The organism is Herbaspirillum robiniae (assembly GCF_002213415.1).
Lineage (GTDB): Bacteria > Pseudomonadota > Gammaproteobacteria > Burkholderiales > Burkholderiaceae_D > Herbaspirillum > Herbaspirillum robiniae.
Genome location: NZ_NJGU01000004.1, coordinates 428626 through 448325, shown reverse-complemented (window position 1 = coordinate 448325; position 19700 = coordinate 428626). Strand labels below are relative to the sequence as shown.

At 68.4% G+C, this 19700-nt stretch carries 19 protein-coding genes; all 19 read right to left on the bottom strand.

The annotated features are described in order from the left end of the window. Positions 1-93 precede the first annotated feature (93 nt). The 19 genes from CEJ42_RS08700 to CEJ42_RS08610 all read right to left on the bottom strand — a co-directional run bounded on the left by CEJ42_RS08700 (position 94) and on the right by CEJ42_RS08610 (position 19689). Positions 94-1110, bottom strand: coding sequence for a FecR family protein (locus CEJ42_RS08700; protein ID WP_088750653.1), 1017 nt, complete (start codon positions 1108-1110; stop codon positions 94-96). Positions 1111-1190: 80 nt separating this feature from the next. Continuing rightward, positions 1191-1697, bottom strand: a complete 507-nt coding sequence (locus CEJ42_RS08695) for an RNA polymerase sigma factor (protein ID WP_088750652.1) — start codon at positions 1695-1697, stop codon at positions 1191-1193. Beyond that, entirely contained in the window at positions 1694-2383 is a 690-nt protein-coding gene (locus CEJ42_RS08690) for an STN domain-containing protein (protein WP_129587689.1), read from the bottom strand. The genes CEJ42_RS08695 and CEJ42_RS08690 overlap by 4 nt, the downstream gene beginning before the upstream one ends. A 658-nt stretch (positions 2384-3041) precedes the next feature. Beyond that, positions 3042-3626 (bottom strand): hypothetical protein, encoded by a 585-nt coding sequence (locus CEJ42_RS08685; RefSeq protein ID WP_088750650.1) that lies wholly within the window; start codon positions 3624-3626, stop codon positions 3042-3044. Between the two features lie 129 nt (positions 3627-3755). Next, entirely contained in the window at positions 3756-5222 is a 1467-nt protein-coding gene (locus CEJ42_RS08680; protein ID WP_088750649.1) for a cobyric acid synthase, read from the bottom strand. Continuing rightward, positions 5215-6219, bottom strand: a complete 1005-nt coding sequence (cobD, locus tag CEJ42_RS08675) for a threonine-phosphate decarboxylase CobD (RefSeq protein ID WP_088750648.1) — start codon at positions 6217-6219, stop codon at positions 5215-5217. Before cobD ends, CEJ42_RS08680 begins: the two co-directional genes overlap by 8 nt. Continuing rightward, positions 6212-7159, bottom strand: coding sequence for an adenosylcobinamide-phosphate synthase CbiB (cbiB, locus tag CEJ42_RS08670; protein WP_088750647.1), 948 nt, complete (start codon positions 7157-7159; stop codon positions 6212-6214). The genes cobD and cbiB overlap by 8 nt, the downstream gene beginning before the upstream one ends. Further along, a complete protein-coding gene (gene cobU, locus CEJ42_RS08665) occupies positions 7153-7749 on the bottom strand; it encodes a bifunctional adenosylcobinamide kinase/adenosylcobinamide-phosphate guanylyltransferase (protein ID WP_088750646.1) in 597 nt (198 codons plus the stop codon). The genes cbiB and cobU overlap by 7 nt, the downstream gene beginning before the upstream one ends. Continuing rightward, positions 7746-8408: a 5,6-dimethylbenzimidazole synthase gene (gene bluB / locus CEJ42_RS08660; protein ID WP_088750645.1), complete on the bottom strand. Its 663-nt coding sequence runs from the start codon at positions 8406-8408 to the stop codon at positions 7746-7748. Before bluB ends, cobU begins: the two co-directional genes overlap by 4 nt. After that, positions 8405-9739, bottom strand: a complete 1335-nt coding sequence (locus CEJ42_RS08655) for a cobyrinic acid a,c-diamide synthase CobB (RefSeq protein ID WP_088750644.1) — start codon at positions 9737-9739, stop codon at positions 8405-8407. The genes bluB and CEJ42_RS08655 overlap by 4 nt, the downstream gene beginning before the upstream one ends. Continuing rightward, entirely contained in the window at positions 9739-10341 is a 603-nt protein-coding gene (cobO, locus tag CEJ42_RS08650) for a cob(I)yrinic acid a,c-diamide adenosyltransferase (RefSeq protein ID WP_079214719.1), read from the bottom strand. Before cobO ends, CEJ42_RS08655 begins: the two co-directional genes overlap by 1 nt. A 13-nt stretch (positions 10342-10354) precedes the next feature. Beyond that, complete coding sequence (locus CEJ42_RS08645) at positions 10355-11512, bottom strand: CobW family GTP-binding protein (RefSeq protein WP_243397823.1); 1158 nt, start codon at positions 11510-11512, stop codon at positions 10355-10357. 2 nt (positions 11513-11514) lie between these two features. Next, on the bottom strand, positions 11515-13062 hold the full coding sequence (gene cobJ, locus CEJ42_RS08640; RefSeq protein ID WP_165774410.1) for a precorrin-3B C(17)-methyltransferase: 1548 nt from the start codon (positions 13060-13062) through the stop codon (positions 11515-11517). Positions 13063-13763: 701 nt separating this feature from the next. Further along, positions 13764-14576 carry a cobalamin biosynthesis protein gene (locus tag CEJ42_RS08635; protein WP_088750641.1) on the bottom strand — a complete coding sequence of 271 codons (813 nt, stop codon included), beginning with the start codon at positions 14574-14576 and terminating at the stop codon, positions 13764-13766. Next, positions 14573-15364, bottom strand: coding sequence for a precorrin-4 C(11)-methyltransferase (gene cobM, locus CEJ42_RS08630; RefSeq protein WP_088750640.1), 792 nt, complete (start codon positions 15362-15364; stop codon positions 14573-14575). The genes CEJ42_RS08635 and cobM overlap by 4 nt, the downstream gene beginning before the upstream one ends. Further along, the gene (gene cobI, locus CEJ42_RS08625; RefSeq protein ID WP_420840750.1) at positions 15361-16146 is read right to left on the bottom strand and encodes a precorrin-2 C(20)-methyltransferase; all 786 of its coding nucleotides are present in this window, start codon (positions 16144-16146) and stop codon (positions 15361-15363) included. Before cobI ends, cobM begins: the two co-directional genes overlap by 4 nt. Further along, positions 16143-17348, bottom strand: coding sequence for a cobalt-precorrin-5B (C(1))-methyltransferase CbiD (gene cbiD, locus CEJ42_RS08620; protein ID WP_088750638.1), 1206 nt, complete (start codon positions 17346-17348; stop codon positions 16143-16145). Before cbiD ends, cobI begins: the two co-directional genes overlap by 4 nt. Next, a complete protein-coding gene (locus CEJ42_RS08615) occupies positions 17348-18961 on the bottom strand; it encodes a precorrin-8X methylmutase (protein WP_088750637.1) in 1614 nt (537 codons plus the stop codon). Before CEJ42_RS08615 ends, cbiD begins: the two co-directional genes overlap by 1 nt. 14 nt (positions 18962-18975) lie before the next feature. Then, complete coding sequence (locus tag CEJ42_RS08610; RefSeq protein WP_243397822.1) at positions 18976-19689, bottom strand: cobalt-precorrin-7 (C(5))-methyltransferase; 714 nt, start codon at positions 19687-19689, stop codon at positions 18976-18978. Positions 19690-19700 lie beyond the last annotated feature (11 nt).

Here is a 19700-nt window from a genome sequence, read left to right as displayed (position 1 = left end):
AGACGAACCTCGATGAGAAAACCTATACAGCTTTTTGCAGATCGCGCCGCGGCGCTTGTTCAATACCCGATATCCGGCAACCGATGCCCGTCATCAGGCCAGGATCACGATCCCGCCTGGCAAGGTCGTCGCGCTCAGACGGAACAGGCGCTGGATCTGGCCGATTGCCTTGTCCATCTCGTCGATGCGGAAGCGTCCGCTGACCGGCTTTTGCAGCAGCGCGTCGGCCATCAGCACCAGCCGTCCCGGACGATAGCGGTTGATCTCGCTGACCACCTCGACCAGCGCGGTCTGGCGGAAGTTGATCACGCCGCGCAGCCAGTCCGACCGCGCTTGCGCATCGATGCGGCCCAGCACCGGCGCGCCGGTCCCGCCGAACTCCAGCTGCTCATTGGCAACCAGCACCTGGCGGCGGCCGGCGACGCTGACGCCGACTTGCCCTTCCATACAGGTGACGCAGACTTCGCCGTTCAGGCGACGCACTTCAAAGCGGGAATATGCTGTGTCGATCAGGCCGCTGCCGACGCTGACCGAGAATGGCCGCGTCGTGTTCACCGCAACTTCGCCATCGATCAGGTCGATGCCGACGGTCGCGCCTTCGCGCGCGCGCACGGCGACGCTGCTGCGGGTGTTGAGTTGCAGATCCACGTCAGGCGCCAGCGCCACTTGCAGCTGCTGACCGATGCCGGTGCGGTAGTCGGCCTGCAGCGCGGCCAGCGAGGGCCACAATGCCAGCGGCGGATGTACTACCATGACGCCCGCGGCCGCGGCCGACGCGGCCACCGCGCCGCCGATAAAGGCGCGACGCGACAGGCGCGCGCGCGGCGGTGCCAGCCTGGCCTGGGCGGCGGCGCGACGGATGGCCGCCAGCTCCGCGTCGCCGGCACTGGTCCGCTCGGCCGCATGTCCCAGCTGGCGCCACAAGCCGGCTTCGCGCTTGAACGCCTGTGCGTGCTGGGGGCTGATGGCGCACCAGCGCTCCAGCCGGCGCGCGTCTTCCCGGCGCGCCTGGCCCGAGGCGAGCAGGCGTACCCATGCGCGGGCCTGGCCTTCAAGGCCGGACTCGACGGAGTACTGGGGTGCTGCTTGCGGGACGCTCGCCTCTTCCATGGATCAGGGTTTTCCTTCCTACACTTTACTTAGACGTTTCTCGACGCCCGTTCCCACACGGTCTTTACGTAATCTTGCAATCAGCGCATCTTTTCGACGATGAACTCATGGGCGCGCTTCAGCTCCCGGTCCACCAGGCTGACCGAAATGCCCAGATAATCCGCTACTTCCTGGCGTGACATCTCGTCGACCCGGATCAGCGTGAGCACCCGGCGCTGGCGGGCCGGCATCTGTTCCATCGCCAGCAGCAGGCGCTCGCTTTCGGAGCGCGCCTGGCTGACCTGCTCGGGACCGGGCGCGGGATCGGACATGCTCTCGAAGATCAGCTCCACCTCCTCGCCACGAAGGAAGCGCTTCTCGCTGCGGATCTTGTCCAGCGCCGAATTGGTGGCCATGCGCATCAGATAGCTCAGCGGATGCTGGACCGGCTCGGGCGTGTCCTTATGGGTTTCCAGGCGCACCCAGATGTCTTGCAGCGCATCGCTGGCGAGGTCGGCATTGCCCAACTGCAAGGTCAGGCGCCGCTTCAGGTCGGCATAGCTGCGGGTGAGCAAGTCGCGCAAGCCCTTGAATCCGGAGTCGCTCATGGTGAGGCCTCGCAATCGGCGACGGCGGCCTGCGCCCGCGGCAGGATCAGCAGGATGAAGGGCTGGCCGGCATCGGTCGGACCGCGCGCCAGCCGGAGTTCACGCAGGGTCTGGATGATGCCGGCATCGCGCGCAGGGCTACCGGTGGTGTCCAGCAGGCGCGCCTGCTCTACCCGCCCGGCGGCGGAAACGCGCAGGCTGAGCGCGACCCGATAGCTGCCGGGCGCGATCAGCGGATTGCGGCAGAACGCCGCGCGCACGGCGGCTTGCAACAGGTCCTGGAAATCATCCTCGGGCTGGCCGGCAGGTTCCGGCTGCGCCGCAGGCTGGGCGGCAGCCGCACGCTCCAGCACGTAGGCGTCGGCGGCGGTGAAATAACTACTCAGTTCGGTCGGCGCCAGCAAGCGCTGCAGCGCAGCCTGCGCCGTATAGTTGCCGCGCACCTCGCCCGATATGCGGCCGGCAATGGCGTCCGCTGTGTACAGGCCATACAGGCCGGTCGCTTCGTCGAAAGCATTCAAGGCTTCCGACAGAGGCTGGATCGGAATATCAAACCGCATGGTCGCTATGGCCTCGCGAGGTGACGGACGCGCTGGCTTCCCCGGCGCCGGCGGTGCTCCCTGGACGGGGCTTTGCAACGCCAGCAAGACCAGGCCGGTTGCGCCCCATGCGGCGACCCCGAACATGAGCTTTTTCGGCATTAACGGTGACGCATGGCTGGGGTTGGGGGAAGCGGTTACGCAACCCGCGTAACCGAAGGCCGCTAGCATAGCGAACAAATATGACGCTTCCGTGACGCTGACTGGACCAGCAGGAAACCGACGCGCAAGGGATGACGGTCAGGGATGACTGTCAGGTCCGGCGCGGACCGCCCGCGGCGTCACAGCCAGGGCTGAGTCAGTTGCTCGGTCTGAAAGGCGCGCTACACTGCCGGACGCGCTAGCGCCCGCAGCAGATAGGAGCCAATGGGCAATAACATCCCAAAGTAATCAATATATGCCGCTTGTCTGTTGATTTCTCGCAGAATTGACCTCTCCGTTTGCCCCGCCTTCCATTGCCTCTCTCAGGCTGCCACGCGGGCATACGCCCCTTCATATCCCAGCCCCCTCAGATCCAGGAACATCTGTTTCGGGATTCGTCTCTGCTTACGCGATTCGACTACCTCGGCGCTGAGCCGCGCTGAAAGTCGAGGCGCGAATTCATCCAGGGCACTGGATACATCTCTGACTGACGGCCATGGAAGCTATCTGAATGTCGATAAGTACCAATAAGGCAGCTGCCATCTGCGTACGCGCTAGCCTGCAAGCACCTCGGTTCCTGGTCAGAAGCAGACCCTGGCTCTCCCTATACACCCCGACCACGAGCAAGAACAGCAAACATCCCCTCTTCGCTGTCGTCAAATGCCGCATCATGCCTGAATCCAACCAGCGACTCCGCCAACGCCAGCGGAACATCGAAGACATGATCGACATTGCGTTGGCTTTCTTGCAGGCGCAATTTCGCCAGACGGATTTCCTCCAGGGCCGCGGGCGGGCTCCCCATGACCTCGAGGTTCGTCGGCCCATCCTCCGCATCGTGTACAACGAACCATTGCTCCTTCCCGTCCGACCAGCAGGCGGCGGTGCTTACCATGGCGTGCTCTTCGACCTGGCAAGCGACTACGGTCGCCTGCCGGGAGAGCAAGCGAAGGGATTCCGGTTTCAGGGCGGCAGGACTGGGATGGTCGAAGCAGACCACGTACCATCCGGTTGGCAGCGAGGCGCCGACCAATGAAGATTCCGGCAACCACTCCCGCTCGTTCGTCTCGACAAAGCCAAGAGTGGCGAGTGCGCTGTCTTTTGCAGTGACCGGAATCGCCAGCCACGAAACGGAAAAACCCATCTGTTGATCCTCCCTCGAAATCTGGATATCAGGCTGCTCAACGGTCATTTCATGACCGATGGCAGACGTCAGTGAACATTAACCGGGGCCACCCGACGATACGCCACCCCGACATCGGCACGCACCAGAGCCGAACCCAGGCGATCGCTCGAGCCACGCTTCACCGGCACAACACCTTCAGCGCGCAAACCGGGTCTCCAGCCCTTTCAATGCCTGATACAGCGGCGCCGTCGCATCGGCCAGCCGCTCCAGGCTGGCCTCGCGCAAGCTGTCCAGGTCCACCGCATCCACTGCGCCCAGCCCTGCCCAGGCCAGCAATGCCGAGAAGGCCTGGGGCGTGTCGAACATGCCGTGCAGATAGCTGCCGAGGATCTGGCCGTCCGCCGACTGCGCGCCCTCGTTGCGGCCGTCGATGACAAAGGCCGGCCGCGCCAGTGCCGCGCCGCGCGACACGCCCATATGGATCTCGTAGCCGCTCACGGCTGCGTCGCCGCTGCCGAAGGCGCAACGGCCGCTGACTTGCAGCAGTTGCTTGTCGCGCGTGAGTTCGGTGCGCATGGCCAGCAGGCCCAGCCCCTCGCTGGCGCCCGGCGCGCCTTCCACGCCGTGCGGGTCGTCCACGCCCTCGCCCAGCATCTGGAAGCCGCCGCAGATGCCGATCAGCTTGCCGCCGTAGCGGAGATGCCGGCGAATCGCCTCGGGCCAGCCCTGCTCCTTCAACCAGTTGAGGTCGCCGCGGGTGTTCTTGCTGCCGGGCAGGATGATCAGGTCGGCCGGCGGGATCGGCTGGCCGGGGCCGATGAATTGGAGGTCGACGTCCGGATGCGCGCGCAGCGCGTCGAAGTCGGTGTGGTTGCTGATGCGCGGCAACACCGGCACCACCACGCGAAAATGACCGCGCACGCTTTGCGTGGCGGCCACGGCATCCTCGGCATCCAGGTGCAGGCCGTGCAGGTAAGGCAGCACCGCCAGCACCGGCTTGCCGGTTTTTTGTTCCAGCCAGTCCAGGCCGGGTTGCAGCAGGCCGATGTCGCCGCGAAAACGGTTGATGACAAAGCCGACTACGCGGTCGCGCTCGCTTTGCGAGAGACAGTCCAGCGTGCCGGTCAGGTGGGCGAAGACGCCGCCGCGATCAATGTCGGCGACGATGATCACCGGGCAGTCGACCGCCTCGGCAAAACCCATGTTGGCGATGTCGCGCGCGCGCAGGTTGATCTCGGCCGGGCTGCCGGCGCCTTCGACGATGATGGCGCGGTATTGCGCGCGCAGGCGCCGGTAGGACTCCAGCACGGCCTGCATCGCCTCGGTCTTGTAGCGGTGGTAGTCGCGCGCGTTCATGTCGGCGCGCACCTTGCCGTGCACGATCACCTGGGCGCCGGTGTCGCTGGAGGGCTTCAGCAGCACCGGATTCATGTCGGTATGCGGAGCGATGCCGGCGGCCTGGGCCTGCAGCGCCTGGGCGCGGCCGATCTCGCCGCCATCGGCGGTCACTGCGCTGTTCAAGGCCATGTTCTGCGGCTTGAACGGCGCCACCGCGATGCCGTCGCGCCTGAGCAGGCGGCACAGCGCGGCCGCCAGCGTGCTCTTGCCGGCGTCCGAGGTGGTGCCCTGGATCATCAGGGTGTGGAAGGGAAACTCAGCCATGCGCGCTCCATGCCTGCAGCGCCTGCGCCAGCCTCTGCCATCCGGCCTCGTCGGCCGGCAGGCCGATGCGTATGCCTCCGGCCCCGCGCGTGAACAGGCGCACCCACACGCCTTGACGCGCCATCGCGTCGTGGAATTGCACGGCGCGCGGCTCCGGCCACCACTGGAACAAAGCGCTGCCGGACGAGGCAATGCCATGTCGCGCCAGCAAGGCCTGCAGGCGTTCACCGTCGGCCAGCAGGCGCTGCAACGTGGCGCGCTGCCAGGCGGCGTCGGCCAGTGCGGCGGCGCCGATCTGCTGGGCCGGGGCGCTGATGGTCCAGGGGCCGAGCCAGTCGGCCAGTGCGTCCAGCACCTGCTGCGCCGCCGCGACAAAGCCCAGGCGCAAACCGGCCAGGCCGAAGAACTTGCCGACCGAGCGCAGCACGATCAGGCCATCGCCCGCATGAGCGGCCACGCTGGCGGCCTGCACGGTGTCGCCGAAAGCCTCGTCGACCACCAGCCAGCCGCCGCGCGCATGCAGCAGCTGCGCCCAGCGCCACAGACGCCCGGGCTCCACCATCGCGCCGGTCGGGTTGTTGGGGTTGCACAGCACCAGCACCTGGCAGTCGCCGGCTGCCGCCGCGTCCAGCTGCTCGTAGGCCACTTCCTGCACGGCATGGCCGGCGCGCTGCCAGCAATGCGCATGCTCGGCATAGATGGGTGCGGCCACCACCACGCGCGCGGGACGACCGTCGCGCTGCAGGCGCAGCTGCGGCAGCGCCTGGATCGCCGCCTGCGTGCCGGCCACCGGCAGCAGGCGCGGCGCGCCGTAGTAGGCGCAGGCCGCGCGCACCAGGTCGGCGGACGGTTCCGGCAGGCGATGCCAGGCGTCGGCCGCCGGCGTCGGCGCGGGATACGGCACCGGATTGATGCCGGTCGACAGGTCCAGCCACGCGGAGCGCGCGCGGCCGTAATGCAGCGCGGCGTCGTTGAGGTTGCCGCCGTGTTCAAGCATGGAAGACTCCGAATGAAATCGCGGCCAGCGCCCAGGCGGCCGCCAGCCACAGCGCGGTGGACATGGCCACCAGCCGCCAGGCGCGCACGATGTCGGCGCCCTGCGCCGGCGCGCCGCGTCCCAGCGGCGGGCGATGCTCCACCTCGCCGTCGTAGATCGCCGCGCCGCCCAGGGCCAGGCCCAACGCGCCGGCGCCGGCAGCCATCACCGGCCCGGCGTTGGGGCTGCTCCAGGCCGGCGCCTGTTCTTTCCAGCAGGCCAGCGCGCGCCGGTGGTCGCCCAGCCAGGCATAGGAGAACGCCGTCAGTCGCGCCGGCGCCCAGTTGAGCGCGTCGTCGATGCGGGCCGCGGCCCAGCCGAAATAGAAGAAACGTTCATTGCGATAGCCCCACATCGCGTCCAGCGTGTTCGACAGGCGAAACAGCAAGGCCCCCGGGCCGCCGGCCACGGCGAACCAGAACAGCGTGCCGAACACGGCGTCGTTGCCGTTCTCCAGCAGCGACTCGACGCCGGCCTTGGCCAGGTCGGCCTCGCCGGCCTCGCGCGTGTCGCGGCTGACGATATAGGACGTAAGGATGCGCGCGCTGGCCAGGTCGCCCCTGGCCAGCGCCAGCGCGATCGGTATGGCATGCTCGCGCAGGCTGCGCAGGCCGATGCAGAAGTACAGCAGCCCCGCATGCAGCAGGCAGGCCAGCCACCACGGCGCCAGCTGGATCATCCACGTCGCCAGCGCCACGCCCGGCAGCACCGCGAGGGCCCATGCCAGCACGCCGCGCAGGCGCAACGCCGGCGCACGGTTGAGCGCGCCTTCGATGCGCTTGGCCAGGTTGCCGAAGCCGACCAGCGGATGCCAGCGCCGCGCCTCGCCCAGCAACAGGTCGAGCGCGATGCCGGCCGCCATCAGCAGCGCCAGCCAGGGCCAGGACAGACCGCTCAGCACGGCGTGTCCTTGAAGCTGAGCGGCAGCCCTGCGGCCACCCACTGCACCCGTTCGCAGAGCGCCGCCACCGACTGGTTCAGGCGTCCCGCCTCGTCGACGAACCAGCGCGACACCGCGCCGGTGGGCACGATGCCCATGCCGACTTCGTTCGACACCAGGATCACCGTGCCCTTCGCCTCCTGCAGCGCGCGCAGGAAATCCACGCGCTGCAGCGTGAAGGTGGCCGGCGCGTCGATCGGTCCCAGTTCGGGGAAATCGTAGCCCTCGGCGAACAGCAGGTTGGACAACCACACCGTCAGGCAATCCACCAGCACCACCTTGCCCGGGCCGCTGTTGGCGCGCAATGCCGCCCCCAGCGCCAGCGGTTCTTCCACCGTACGCCAGCTGCCGCCCAGCGCCTCGCGACGCTGGCGGTGATGGGCGATGCGCGCGCTCATCTCGGCGTCGCCGGCGCTGGCGCTGCGGCCGGCGGTGGCGATGTAGACGATCTCCCGGGCGCCGGACGACAAGGCCGCCAGCGCCTCCTTCTCGGCATAGGCGCTCTTGCCCGAACGGGCGCCGCCGAATACCAGCGTGCGTCGTGCGTTCATCGGTCTTCTCCCGGCCACTTGTCGTCGGCCACCAGTTCATGCAAGGGCCGGCGCGCGGCCCAGTTCTGCTGTTCCAGCATCGGTTTGTCGTAGAAGGCCGGCACATGGCCCAGGCAGACCACCGCCACCGGCGCGGCCCCTTCGGGCATGTGCAGCAGGCGCGCCAGCGCGTCCGGCTCGAACAGCGAGACCCAGCCCATGCCCAGCCCTTCGGCGCGCGCGGCCAGCCACATGTTCTGCAGCGCGCAGGCCAGCGAGGCCAGGTCCATCTGCGGCATGGTGCGGCGGCCGAACAGGTGCGGCTCGCGCTTGTCCATGAGCGCGGCCACCAGCAGCTCGCCGCAATCGAGGATGCCCTCGACCTTGAGCTTCATGAACTCGTCCTCGCGCTCGCCCAGCGCCTGCGCGGTGGCCACGCGTTCGCGCTCGACCGCGGCGTGGATGCGCGTGCGCAGCTGCGCGTCGCGGATGCGGATGAAGCGCCACGGCTGCATGAAACCCACGCTGGGCGCGTGGTGCGCCGCCTGCAGCAGGCGCTCCAGCAGCGCCGGATCGACCGCGTCCGGCAGGAAGTGGCGCATGTCGCGCCGTTCGCGGATGGCGCGGTAGACCGCGTCGACCTCGGCCTGGGCGTAGCGGTGCGGCGAGGCCGCGCTCATGCCGCCGCGCCTCCGAACAGCGCGGCCACGGTGCGCGGCGCCGAGCGGAAATAGGCGTGCAGGTAGCTGGCCACGACCCTGTCGCGGCGATACACAACCTCGCCCTCGGAAGAATCGAACAGCCGCTCGCCGCGCGCCATGAACTGCGCGCCGACCACCGCGCGCGAGTAGTGGAAGGTATGGCAGCGCAGGTGCTCGCCGAAAGCGCCCGGCAGGTTCAGCGACAGCGTCTGGTAGCCCAGGCCCTGCAGGCGCGGCTGCACCGTGGCCTGGCCCGGCAGGATGCCGCACATGCGGCCGCTCTTGCCGTCCTGGCCGACGATGGTTTCCAACAGGTAGAGCATGCCGCCGCACTCCGCGTACAGCGGCTTGCCGGCTTCGGCATGGGCGCGCAGCCCGGCCGCCGTGTTGACGCCGGCCTGCAGCCTCTCCAGGTAGAGCTCGGGGTAGCCGCCCGGCAGCCATACCGCGTCGCACTCCGGCAGCGCCTCGTCGGCCAGCGGCGAGAAGAAGGCCAGCGTCGCGCCCATGCGCTGCAGCAGTTCGAGGTTGGCGGTGTAGATGAAGGAGAACGCCAGGTCGCGCGCCACGGCGATGGTCTTGCCCTCCAGCAGGCGTGGGAAGTCGCGCTCCGGCGGCGGCGCGCCGAAGTCCACCGGCTCCGGCAGCCCGGCCAGCGAGGTGCTGGACATGCGATCGGCCACCGCATCCAGGCGGGTGTCGAGGTCGGCGATCTCGGGCGCGGCCACCAGGCCGAGATGACGCTCGGGCAGTGCGAACTGCATGTCGCGCTGCAGGCCGGTCAGCAGCGGCACCGTGGGCCTGGCGTTCTGCAGGCCCTGGCGCAGCATCTGCGCATGGCGCGGACTGGCCACGCCGTTGGCCAGCACGCCGGCGAACTTCAGTTCGGGACGGTAGGCCACCAGGCCCTGGGCCAGCGCGCCCACGGTCTGTCCCATGCCGCGCGCGTTGATCACGGCCACGATGGGAATACCCAGCAGCTGCGCCAGGTCGGCGCTGCTGGGTTCGCCGTCGTACAGGCCCATCACGCCTTCCACCAGCACCACGTCGGCCTCGCGCGCGGCCAGCGCGACCTGGCGGCGGCAATGGTCTTCGCCGCCCAGCCACAGGTCGAGGTTGACCACGGGATGTCCCGAGGCCTGCTCCAGCACCATCGGGTCGAGGAAGTCAGGGCCGGTCTTGAACACCCTCACCTTCTTGCCGTCGCGGCGGTACAGGCGCGCCAGCGCCGCGGTAATGGTGGTCTTGCCGTGGCCGGAGGCCGGCGCCGAGATGAACAGCGCCGGGCAGCGGTAGTCGCTCGCCTGCATCAGAATTCCACGCCTTTCTGCGCCTTCACGCCTTGCTCCTTGTAGGGATGCTTCAGCGGGCGCATCTCGCTGACCAGGTCGGCCTGCTCGATCAGCGCGTCCGGCGCGTGGCGCCCGGTGACCACGATGTGCAGCATCTCGCGCCGGCCGGCGAACACGCGCAGCACTTCGTCCAGATCCAGGTACTGGTACTTGAGGACGATGTTGAGTTCGTCCAGGATCACCATGTCATAGCTCGGGTCGTTGATCATGCGCACCGCCTCGGCCCAGCCGCGCTCGGCGGTGCGGGTGTCGGCCGCGCGGTCTTGCGTATCCCAGGTGTAGCCCTCGCCCACGACGTGGAAGTCGCAATTGGCGTGGCCGCCGAGAAAATCGCGCTCGGCGCTGTAGAGCGCGCCCTTGATGAACTGCACCACGCCCAGCTTCATGCCGTGGCCGAGGATGCGCATGCCCATGCCGAAGGCGGCGCTGGACTTGCCCTTGCCGGTGCCGGTGTTGACGATCAGCAGGCCCTTCTCTTTTTGCGCGGCGGCCTTCTTCTTCTCGAAGCCCTCCTTGTGGCGCTGGGTCATGCGCTTGTGCGATTCAGGATCGGTTTTCATCGTTCGTTTTCCTTCACTTCCACTCTGTTCCAGTCATCTCGCTCAACATCTGCGCCACCCTGGCCCTGCTCGGGTGGTAGCCGATGAACACCAGCTCGGAACGGGCCGGCGTCTCTTTTCCATCATCGTTGGCGCCGGCCTCGTCGTGCGCGATCGCCACCCGCGCGCGCACGCCCTGCACCAGCAGCGGCGGCATGCCCGGCCCGGCGTGGACGAAACCCTTGGCGCGCAGGATGGGCTCGGCCAGCGCCGCCGCCGCCACCGCGCCGCGCAGGCGCTCTTCGCTTTGCGCCTCGTCGCTGCGCAGCGTGAACGACAGCCAGCCCGGATCCTGCTCATGAAAATGCTTGTGCGTGGACAGGCCGTGACTATGCGCGCCCAGTCCCGAATGCGCATGGCCGTTGAAGCGGCGCTGGTCGGCCGCGACCGCCGCGCGCTCGCCGGGCATGCCCAGCGGCGTGTAATGGTGGTGCACGGCGGCGCCCGCCTGGTGCAGGCGCAGGCCCAGCGCCAGGCGGATATCCAGCTTCGCGCCGTAGGCCAGTTCGAGGAAGCGCACGTTGGAGGCCAGCGCGCGCACGCGCGCTTCGGCCTGCAGCAGCTGCGGCTCGTCCATGCCGTCGATCTTGTTCAACACCACCACGTCGGCGCACTCCAGCTGCTGGCGAAACAGCAGCGCCGTGGCGGCCTGGGCGTCGCCGCCGGCGTCGAAGGCATGCTCCAGCAGCAACGGCGTATCCACCACGGCCAGCGTCGCATCCAGCACGAAATGCGGCGCCAGCTGCTCGGACTGCAGCACCTCCATCACCGCGCTGGGCAGCGCCAGGCCGGAGGTTTCGATCAGCACATGGTCGACCTGCGCGCGGCGCGCGGCCAGGGCCAGCATGGCGGGAATGAAATGCGCGTCGTCGCCGTAGGCGATCAGGCCGTGCGCGAAGTCCTGCACCTGGACCTGCGCCGGGGCGTCGCTCTCGCCGCGCAGCAGGTCGCCGTCGATTGCCACCTCGCCGAACTCGTTGATCAGTAAGGCCAGCCGGCGCGACTGACGGCGCCGCACCAGGCCGCGCAGCAGCGTGGTCTTGCCGGCGCCGAGAAAACCGGTCACCACCGTGACCGGGATTGGAGGCAACTGCGGCGGCAACGGCGGCGGCAGGTCTGGCAACGACGCCATGCTCAGGCTCCCAGCCATTGCGCCAGCTGCGCGTGCACGGCGTCCAGGTCATTAGCCACCTGCGGGTAATCCAGCGCCGGACGGCGCACCGTGATCAGCGGGATGCCCAGCGCACGCGCCGCCTGCGCCTTGGCGCGGTAGCCGCCGGCTTCGCCCGAGTCCTTGGTGACGACGCAGTCGATGCCCCAGTCGCGCCACAGCGCCTCGTTGAAGCCCTGCGAGAACGGCCCCTGCATCGCGCACAGGTTGGCGCGCGGCACGCCCAGCTCCAGCGCGCGGCGCACGAAGTCGGGGTCGGCCGTGACGCGGGCGAACCATTGGCGCTCCTGCGCGCCGGGCGCCTGCAAGAAGCTGGCCAGGTCCTTGGAGCCGGTGGCCAGGAAGATGCGCTTGCCTGCGGCGATGGCGCGGGCGGCGGCTTCTTCCATGTCGGCGCAGGCGTACGGATCGGCGGCGTCCAGTGCGCTGGGGCGTTCGTAGCGCAGGTAGGGAATGTCGAGCTCGCGCGAGAGTTCGATCAGCTGCTGCGAGATCTGGGTGGCGAACGGATGGGTGGCGTCCACCAGCACACGCGCGCCGCTGGCGCGCAGCGCCTGGCGACGCGCCTCCACGCCCTGGCGGCCGGCCCAGACGAAGGCGCCCGGGCAGTCCTGCTGCGCCAGCTCGCCGCCGTAACCGGTGGCCGCCGAGATCACCACGCGCTGCCCGGACGCGGCCAGCCCGGCGGCCAGCGCGTTGCCGTCGCCGGTGCCGGAGAACACCCACGCCGCCTGCTGCGGCAATTGCGCCGCCGCCTCGGCCTCGGCGCTCTCGCTCCAGTCGTTGTAGCCGCGCGGGGTGAAGATCCAGTCGCGCTTCCTTTGCGTGAAGCGGTTGCCGATGACGATCGAGGTCAGCATGTCGAACTTCATGCCCGGCAGTTCATCGAGCCGGTGGATGCTGACCTGCTGGTCGGGGCGATAGGCGTTCCTGACCACGCCGCACAGCGTGTGCGGCGCCTTGTGCGCCAGCATCAGCTGCAGGATGCGGTAGACGCCCTCTTGCCGGCCGGCGCTCTGCACGTTGTAGAACACGCAGGCCAGGTCGGCCTGGGCGATGCGGGTGGCGCGCTGCTCGATCCACTCCCAGGGGCACAGCAGGTTCGACAGCGACAGCGTGGCGAAGTCGTGCGACAGCGGCGAGCCCAGCAGCGAGGCGCAGGCGTTGGCGGAGGTGACGCCGGGGATGACGTTGACATCAAAGGTATCGTCTTCGCGCATGTCGTCGAAGGCGAGCGCGGCCATGGCGTAGATGCCGATGTCGCCGCTGGAGATCAGCGAGACCTTGCGGCCTTCGCGGGCGTGCTTGATGGCCAGCAGGGCGCGTTCCCTTTCTTGCGTCAGGGGCGGCGTGTGGATTTCCTTGCCTTCGATGTGGGGGCCGATCCAGCGCAGGTAGAGTTCGTAGGCGACGATGACTTCGCTGTCCTGCAACGCCTTGATGGCGCGCGGGATGATCATTTCCTCGTAGCCGGGGCCTACTGATACCAGATTGAGTACACCTTTGTTCACTGCTTCATTCCTTATTTTTTTGCTGCTTCTGTGTTCGCTTGTTTGGGTAGTTTGGTCTTGCTGCGAGTTTGTGTACTGGCTCTATGCTTATCATTCTCCGGCCGAAGCGGAGCGCCGGGGGCGGCCCGGCAGCCGCTCACTTTTCTTGTCTCGCCAAGAAAAGTAAGCAAAAGAAGCGACCGCTACCGACCAGCCCCTTCGGGGTTCCCACCGGAGAGGGCGAAAAAATGGGCAAGGCAGAGTCGCTTCGCTCGACTGCCTTGCTGATCCATTTTTTCGCCCTCTCCGGCGGCTGGTCAGAAGCGGGCTTCGTGATCCGGCTCGCCTTCGGCATCGCGTGGCTTGCGACTAACTCCGTTCAAGCAGTAGAGCAAAAGCGCAGCTACCCTACCCATCCCGATGCCGCAGGCGAGGCGTTTATGCTTTTCTCCCCCTTGTGGGCCAGCCGTTGGAGTGCCGTGAAAAATGGATCAGCGAGGCAGTCGAGCGAAGCGACTCTGCCTTGCCCATTTTTCACGGCACTCCAACGGGTACCCCGAAGGGGCTGGCACTTAGGGGCCGTTTTCTTTGCTTACTTTCTTTGGCGGGCCAAAGAAAGTGAGCGGCTGCCGGGCCGCCCCCGGCGCTCCCCTTCGACCGGAGAAAAAAACATAGCGCCAGTACACAAAAACTCAGCAAGACCAGACTACTCGTAAAGCAATTCAATACAGCCCACTTCCGTCGGCTAAACCATCATCCACAACAGCCACGGTCACCCCATCCAACGCCATCTTGCCCAACACCAACCGACCACGCGGACTGGCAATCAAAGCCGCCGGCTCACACACGCCATCAACCCCAACATTCTGCTTAACCCACTCCGACGCCTTCCCCACCCACGCCCGATGCGCAATCTGCTCCGTCGCAATCACCCGCAACGGCAAGTCATGCGTGGCACAAAAGGCCAGCAGGCCAGGCTCCTCGGCCTTGATGTCGATGGTCGCCACTTCCCTCACCTGCGCCAGCGCCGCGCCTTCCAGCAATGCCAGCGCATGCGCCACCGCCGCCGAGATCTGTTCGGCCGTGGCGTGCTTGCGGCAGCCTATGCCCAGCACCAGCGGCTTGATCGCCTCGGTCGCCGTGGTCACCACCGGCTGCGCGCCGGTGATCTGCGCCACGCGGTAGGCCAGGCGATTGGCGCCGCCTTCGTGGCCGGCCAGCAGCGACACGGCGAAGCGCGCGGCTTCGTCCAGCACCACCACGGCCGGATCGCTGTGCTTGTCCTGCGGCTGGCCGTCCAGGAAGCGCACGGCGATGCCGGTGGCGCCGACCAGGATCCATTGCCGATGGCGGCGGTAAGCCAGCGCGAACTGCTGGCGCTGCGTCAGCACCGCCTCGCCGTCTGCGGTCTCCGTGTTCAGCCACGGACGGTACAGCGTGCCGCCCAGCGCCGCCTGCAGGCGAACGGCCAGCAGCTCGGCCTCGGCGCGTACCGGCCAGATGCCCAGTCCGGCCTCGGCCAGCGGCGCGTTCATGCCTGCGACTCCTCGGCTTGCTTGTTCTGCTTCTTCACCACCCGGAACAGGTGCGTGAAGTCCTTGGAGTAGAGGCTGGACTCGGCCACCTGCTCCTTGTCCAGCGCCGCGCCCACCAGCATCATCGTGGTCAGGTTCCATTCGCCGCGCTTGTTCTCGTCCAGCACCTTGTCCAGCGTGCCCTGGTAGACGCGCTGCTCCGGCCAGCTGGCGCGGTAGACCAGCGTCACGGGCGTGCTCGGCGGGTAATGCAACAGCAGGTCGGTGACGATCTTTTTCAGATGCGGGCCGGAGAGGAAGATGCACATCGTGGCGCGGTGCGCGGCCAGCGAGGCGATCGACTCCGACTCCGGCACGGCCGAGGCGCGGCCCGAGACGCGGGTCAGGATCACGCTTTGCGAGACTTCCGGCTTGGTCAGCTCGGCCGACACGGCGGCGGCGGCGGCCGTGAAGGACGATACTCCCGGCACCACCTCATAGGCGATGCCCAGCGCATCGAGCCGCCGCATCTGCTCGGCGGTGGCGCCGTAGATCGCCGGGTCGCCGGAGTGCAGGCGCACCACGTCGATGCCCATCTGATGCGCGCGCACATAGCAGGCCTGCTGCTGCTCCAGGTCCAGGGCGGCGGTGTCGATCAGCTCGGCGTCCTCGCGGCAATGTTCCAGCATCGCGGTAGGCACCAGCGAACCGGCGTACAGGACCATCTTCACCTCGCCAAGCAGCCGCGCGCCGCGCAGCGTGATCAGGTCGGCCGCGCCGGGACCGGCGCCGATGAAATATACCTTCATGTTTGTCCTTTCATGTCTTCGGGCACATGGCGCTTGTCCTGCGCCGTCTTGCGGATCAGCAGCACCGCCAGGTAGCCGCTGGCCTGCGCCGCGTCCAGCGTCGTCAGGTCCGACGCCAGCACTTCGCCCTCCAGCCCGATGCGGCGGGCGAAGGCGCAATGCCGGGCGATATCCATCTCGCGCAGCAGTTCCAGCACCCATGGCAGGCGCGCGCCGACCTTCATCAGCACCACGATGTCGTGGCTCTCGATCTCGGCGCGCAGCGTGGCTGCGTCTTCCGGGCACGGCAGGATCAGCGTGCGCTCCTTGCCCACGCCCAGCGGCCACTCCAGCGCCGACGCCGCGGCCGCATAGCTGGTGATGCCGGGATAGGTCACGCAGTCGCAGTCCGGATAGAGGTCGCGCACCGCCGCCAGCACGTAGCCATAGGTGGAATAGGTCAGCGAATCGCCGATGGTGAGGTAGGCCACATGCAGGCCGTCGCGCAGTTGCGCGGCCAGCTCGCGGCCCAGCTGCGCATAGTGCGCCTGCAGCACCTGGCGGTCCGGATCCATGTTGAACTCGATCTCGCGCAGGCGGCCGCGGTCGAACGCCACGCCGTCCAGGCACTGCAGCGCCACCGACATGTCTGCGCCGCGCGCGCGCGGCAGGTAGATCACATCGGCCGCGCGCAGCGCGTCCAGCGCCGCCAGCGGCAGGTAGCCGGCCGGGCCGGGGCCGACGCCGATGCCGGAGAGCCGGCCTTTGCACATCGCGTCTTCATGCCTCACCTCCCCGTTCATGCGCCCGCTCCCAGTTGCCGCCCGTCCAGGTCGAACAGGCGCACTTCCACACGATCGGCATGGGGCACGCGCGCCGCCGCCAGCGTCGCGATGCGCGCCTCGATCTCCGTCCACAGCGCGCGCGACAGCGACTCGTCCCGTCCGCGCACCAGCTCGATTACCGCTTCCACCGTATTGGCTTCCTTCATCTGCTGCACCAGCTCCGTGTCGAAGACATAGAGCGGCGCGTTCATGTTCTGCGCCACGCGGGCCACGCCCTGCATGGCCATGTTGCTCTTGCTGGAGTGCGTGTCCCACACGCCGTCCAGCACCTTGGCCAGTTTGCCCGGATGGCCTGCCAGCCACAGCACCGGCAGCCGCCGGCCCTGCTCGGCCAGCGCCTGCTGGGTGAAGTCCAGCGCGTCGCCCAGGAAATTGGCGATCTGCACGCTGCGCTTGTCCGGCAGGCCCAGCTCCTGCGCCACGAAACCGCGGCCGATCTTGCCCGGCAGGTAGGCCACCACGTCGCCCTCGCCGCAATCGGCCAGCGCCACCCGGATATACACCTCGATGGAGGCGATCCACGAGGCCATCGACATCGGCTCGACGATGCCCGATGTACCCAGGATGGAAATGCCGCCGACGATGCCCAGCCGGGGGTTGAAGGTCCTGGGCGCGATCGCCCGGCCTTCCCGGCAGCCGATGGTCAGGTCGAAGCCCTGCCCCAGCCAGCCGGCGTCGCCGGCGCGCCCGCTCGGGCAGAGCTCGCCCAGCACCTCCGCCACCGCCGCGCGCATCATGCCGCGCGGCACCGGGTTGATGGCGGGCTCGCCCACCGCCACCCGCAAGCCGGGCATGGTGGCCGTGCCCACGCCTTCGCCGGCGAAGAAGCGGATCTCGCCCGCGTCGTTGCGCCTGACCTGCGCGAAGATCGTCGCGCCGTGGGTGTTGTCCGGGTCGTCGCCGCCGTCCTTCAATACCTCGGCCTGCGCCAATCCTTCCTCCAGCAGTTCGGCCTGCTGCACCGGCACCGAGATGTAGTGCCGGCCGTCCGGCAGGCTGACCTCGGTGCGCTCCAGGCGGATCCCGGCCAGCAGGCGGTACAGCGCGGCACGCACCGCCGCCGTGGCGCAGCTGCCGGTGCTGCGGCCGCGCCGCAGTCCGTTGGGCGCGAGCACCGACAGGTCGTACTCGGCGCGCTGCAGCTCGCCCGGGGTTTCCATCAGGCGCGGTCCTTCTGCGGCTGTGCTTGGGCGCCTGCCCGGGCCTCTTGCTGCGCGTCTTGCTGAATGTCTTCCTGCGCGATCAGCCAGGCCACCGCGTCGATCATCAGCGCATTCACGACCGTGGCCGCCCAGGGCGAGCCGCCGCGCGTGCCGGCGTTGGTGATGCGCGGCACCTGCAGGCAGCGGCGCAGCTCGTCCTTGCTCTCGCGCGTGCCGACGAAGCCCACCGGCAGGCCGACCACCAGCTGCGGCCGCCAGCCGTGCTCGCGGATCAGGCGCGTGGCTTCGGTGATGGCGGTGGGCGCGTCGCCGATGGCCAGCACCATGTCGTTGCCGAACTTCTGCCAGGCGCGGCGGATGCCGGCAGCCGAGCGCGTCATGCCCTGGGTCTGCGCCATCAGGTGCGACTCGGGGTCGTGCACGCCGCACCAGGTCTCGATGCCCAGCTGCTCCAGCAGCTGGCGCTTGAGCCCGGTCTGCACCATCGTCACATCGGTCACCACGCGCTTGCAGCGCAGCAGCGCCAGCATGCCGGCCTGGGCGGCACCGGCGGAAAAATACAATTCATCAGCCGCCGCGAAATCGCCGCTGGTGTGCACCAGGCGCTGCAGCACCGTCAGGTGCTCGGGCGGGAACACGCTCCAGTCGCGGACCTCGCCGATGATGCGCATGCTCTCGGCCTCGATCGGATGCGGCACGTAGGGCGCGGTGCGGCGTGCTGTGGCCGGCGCCTGTTTCTCGCGCGCCGACAGGTCGCGCACCTGCAGGTGATGCGCGCGCTGCGGCTCGCCCACCTGCTGCTCGAAGCCGACGATCTGCACCCGGTACTTGCACAGCGTGCAGTTCATCGCGGCGCGACCCTCGACCGCTTCGGCCGCGCGTTCCAGCATGACGTCGGCGACGTGGGCATGCACGCCCAGGTAGCCCGCCTTCAATACCTCCATCTGCGGCTCGCGCTGCGCCACTTCGTCGGCGGCGGCGTAGATGCGCTTGACCAGCACCCCGTCGAACAGGAAGAACGGCAGCACCACCAGGCGCTGCCAGCCCTGTGCCGCCGCCTGCGCCAGGCCGTCGCGCACCAGCGGCGCGGCGGTGCCGGAAAAGCACAGCTGCACGCCGCCGAAGCCCATGCCCTCCTGCAGCATGCGGCCCAGCTTGGCGACTTCGCCGTTGGCGTCGGGGTCGGTGGTGCCGCGGCCGACCAGCACCAGGCAGCTGTCCTGGCGGTTGACGATCTCCGCCGACGCCGCCTCGGCCTCCACCACCCGTTGTTGCGCCAGCTGCAGCAGCAGCGGATGCAAATCCATCGGCGCGCCGAAATGGAAATCGACCTGCGGATATTGCTGCGCCAGCGCCAGCAGCTCGGCCGGCATGTCGTTCTTGGCATGGCGCGCGCCCAGCAGCACGCCGGGCACCACGCTGACCTCGGTCGCGCCCCCGGCCACGCAGGCGGCCGCCGCCTCGGCGATCGTCGGCGCGGCGAACTCCAGGTAGCCGTGGCGCACCATGCGTGCGCCGGCGCGCTCGCGCACCAGTTCCACCAGCGCCTCGAACTCGCGCAGCGAATCCGGGTCGCGGCTGCCGTGGCCGGCGATCACCACGGCGGACATTGGGCTGCCGCCGCTCACACGCCCTCCTTCACCGGCGGCGGCTCGATCTGGCTTGCCATCGGCGTCTTGGTGCGAATCAGCATGATGCTCATGTCGCTGAACTCCCGGTCGACGCAATCGGCCAGCTTGCCATGCCACTCGGCGTCGCCGCGGGTCAGGTTCTCCCAGACCTCGGTCGGATGTTCGGGATCGACGCCCTGCTGCAGCAGGTAAGCGGCGATATGGCGCGGCATGAAGGAGCGCGCGGCGTCCCACGGGCACGGGATGACGATGGCATTGCGGCCGTCGTTCAACACATGCACCAGGTGGCGCTTGAAGGGCTCCAGGTCGCCGCGGCGATGGAAGGTGATGAAGGTGGTCTCGTCGAAGCAGACGCGCGCGCGCGAGGCGAGGATCTGCGCCGAGGAAATGCCCGGCAGGGTTTCCACCCGATGGCCGCAGGCGCGCTCGACCCGCTCCAGGTACTGGAAGCCGCTGAAGTGGATGTCGCCCATGAAGACCACCACGCAGCGCTTGCCGGCGTGGTGCATGGCGGCCACCTGGTCGAGTTGCGCGACCTGGTCGCGGTAGCCCATCAGCACCACCTCGGCGGTGGGCGGGATCAGTTCCTTCACCACGTCCACCACGGCGTTGAAACCGGCCACCACATCGGCGTTGCGGATCAGGTCCGCGCCGCGCATGGTCAGGTAGGAATGGTCGCCGGGGCCGGCGCCGATGCAGATGATCATGTGTGTTTCCT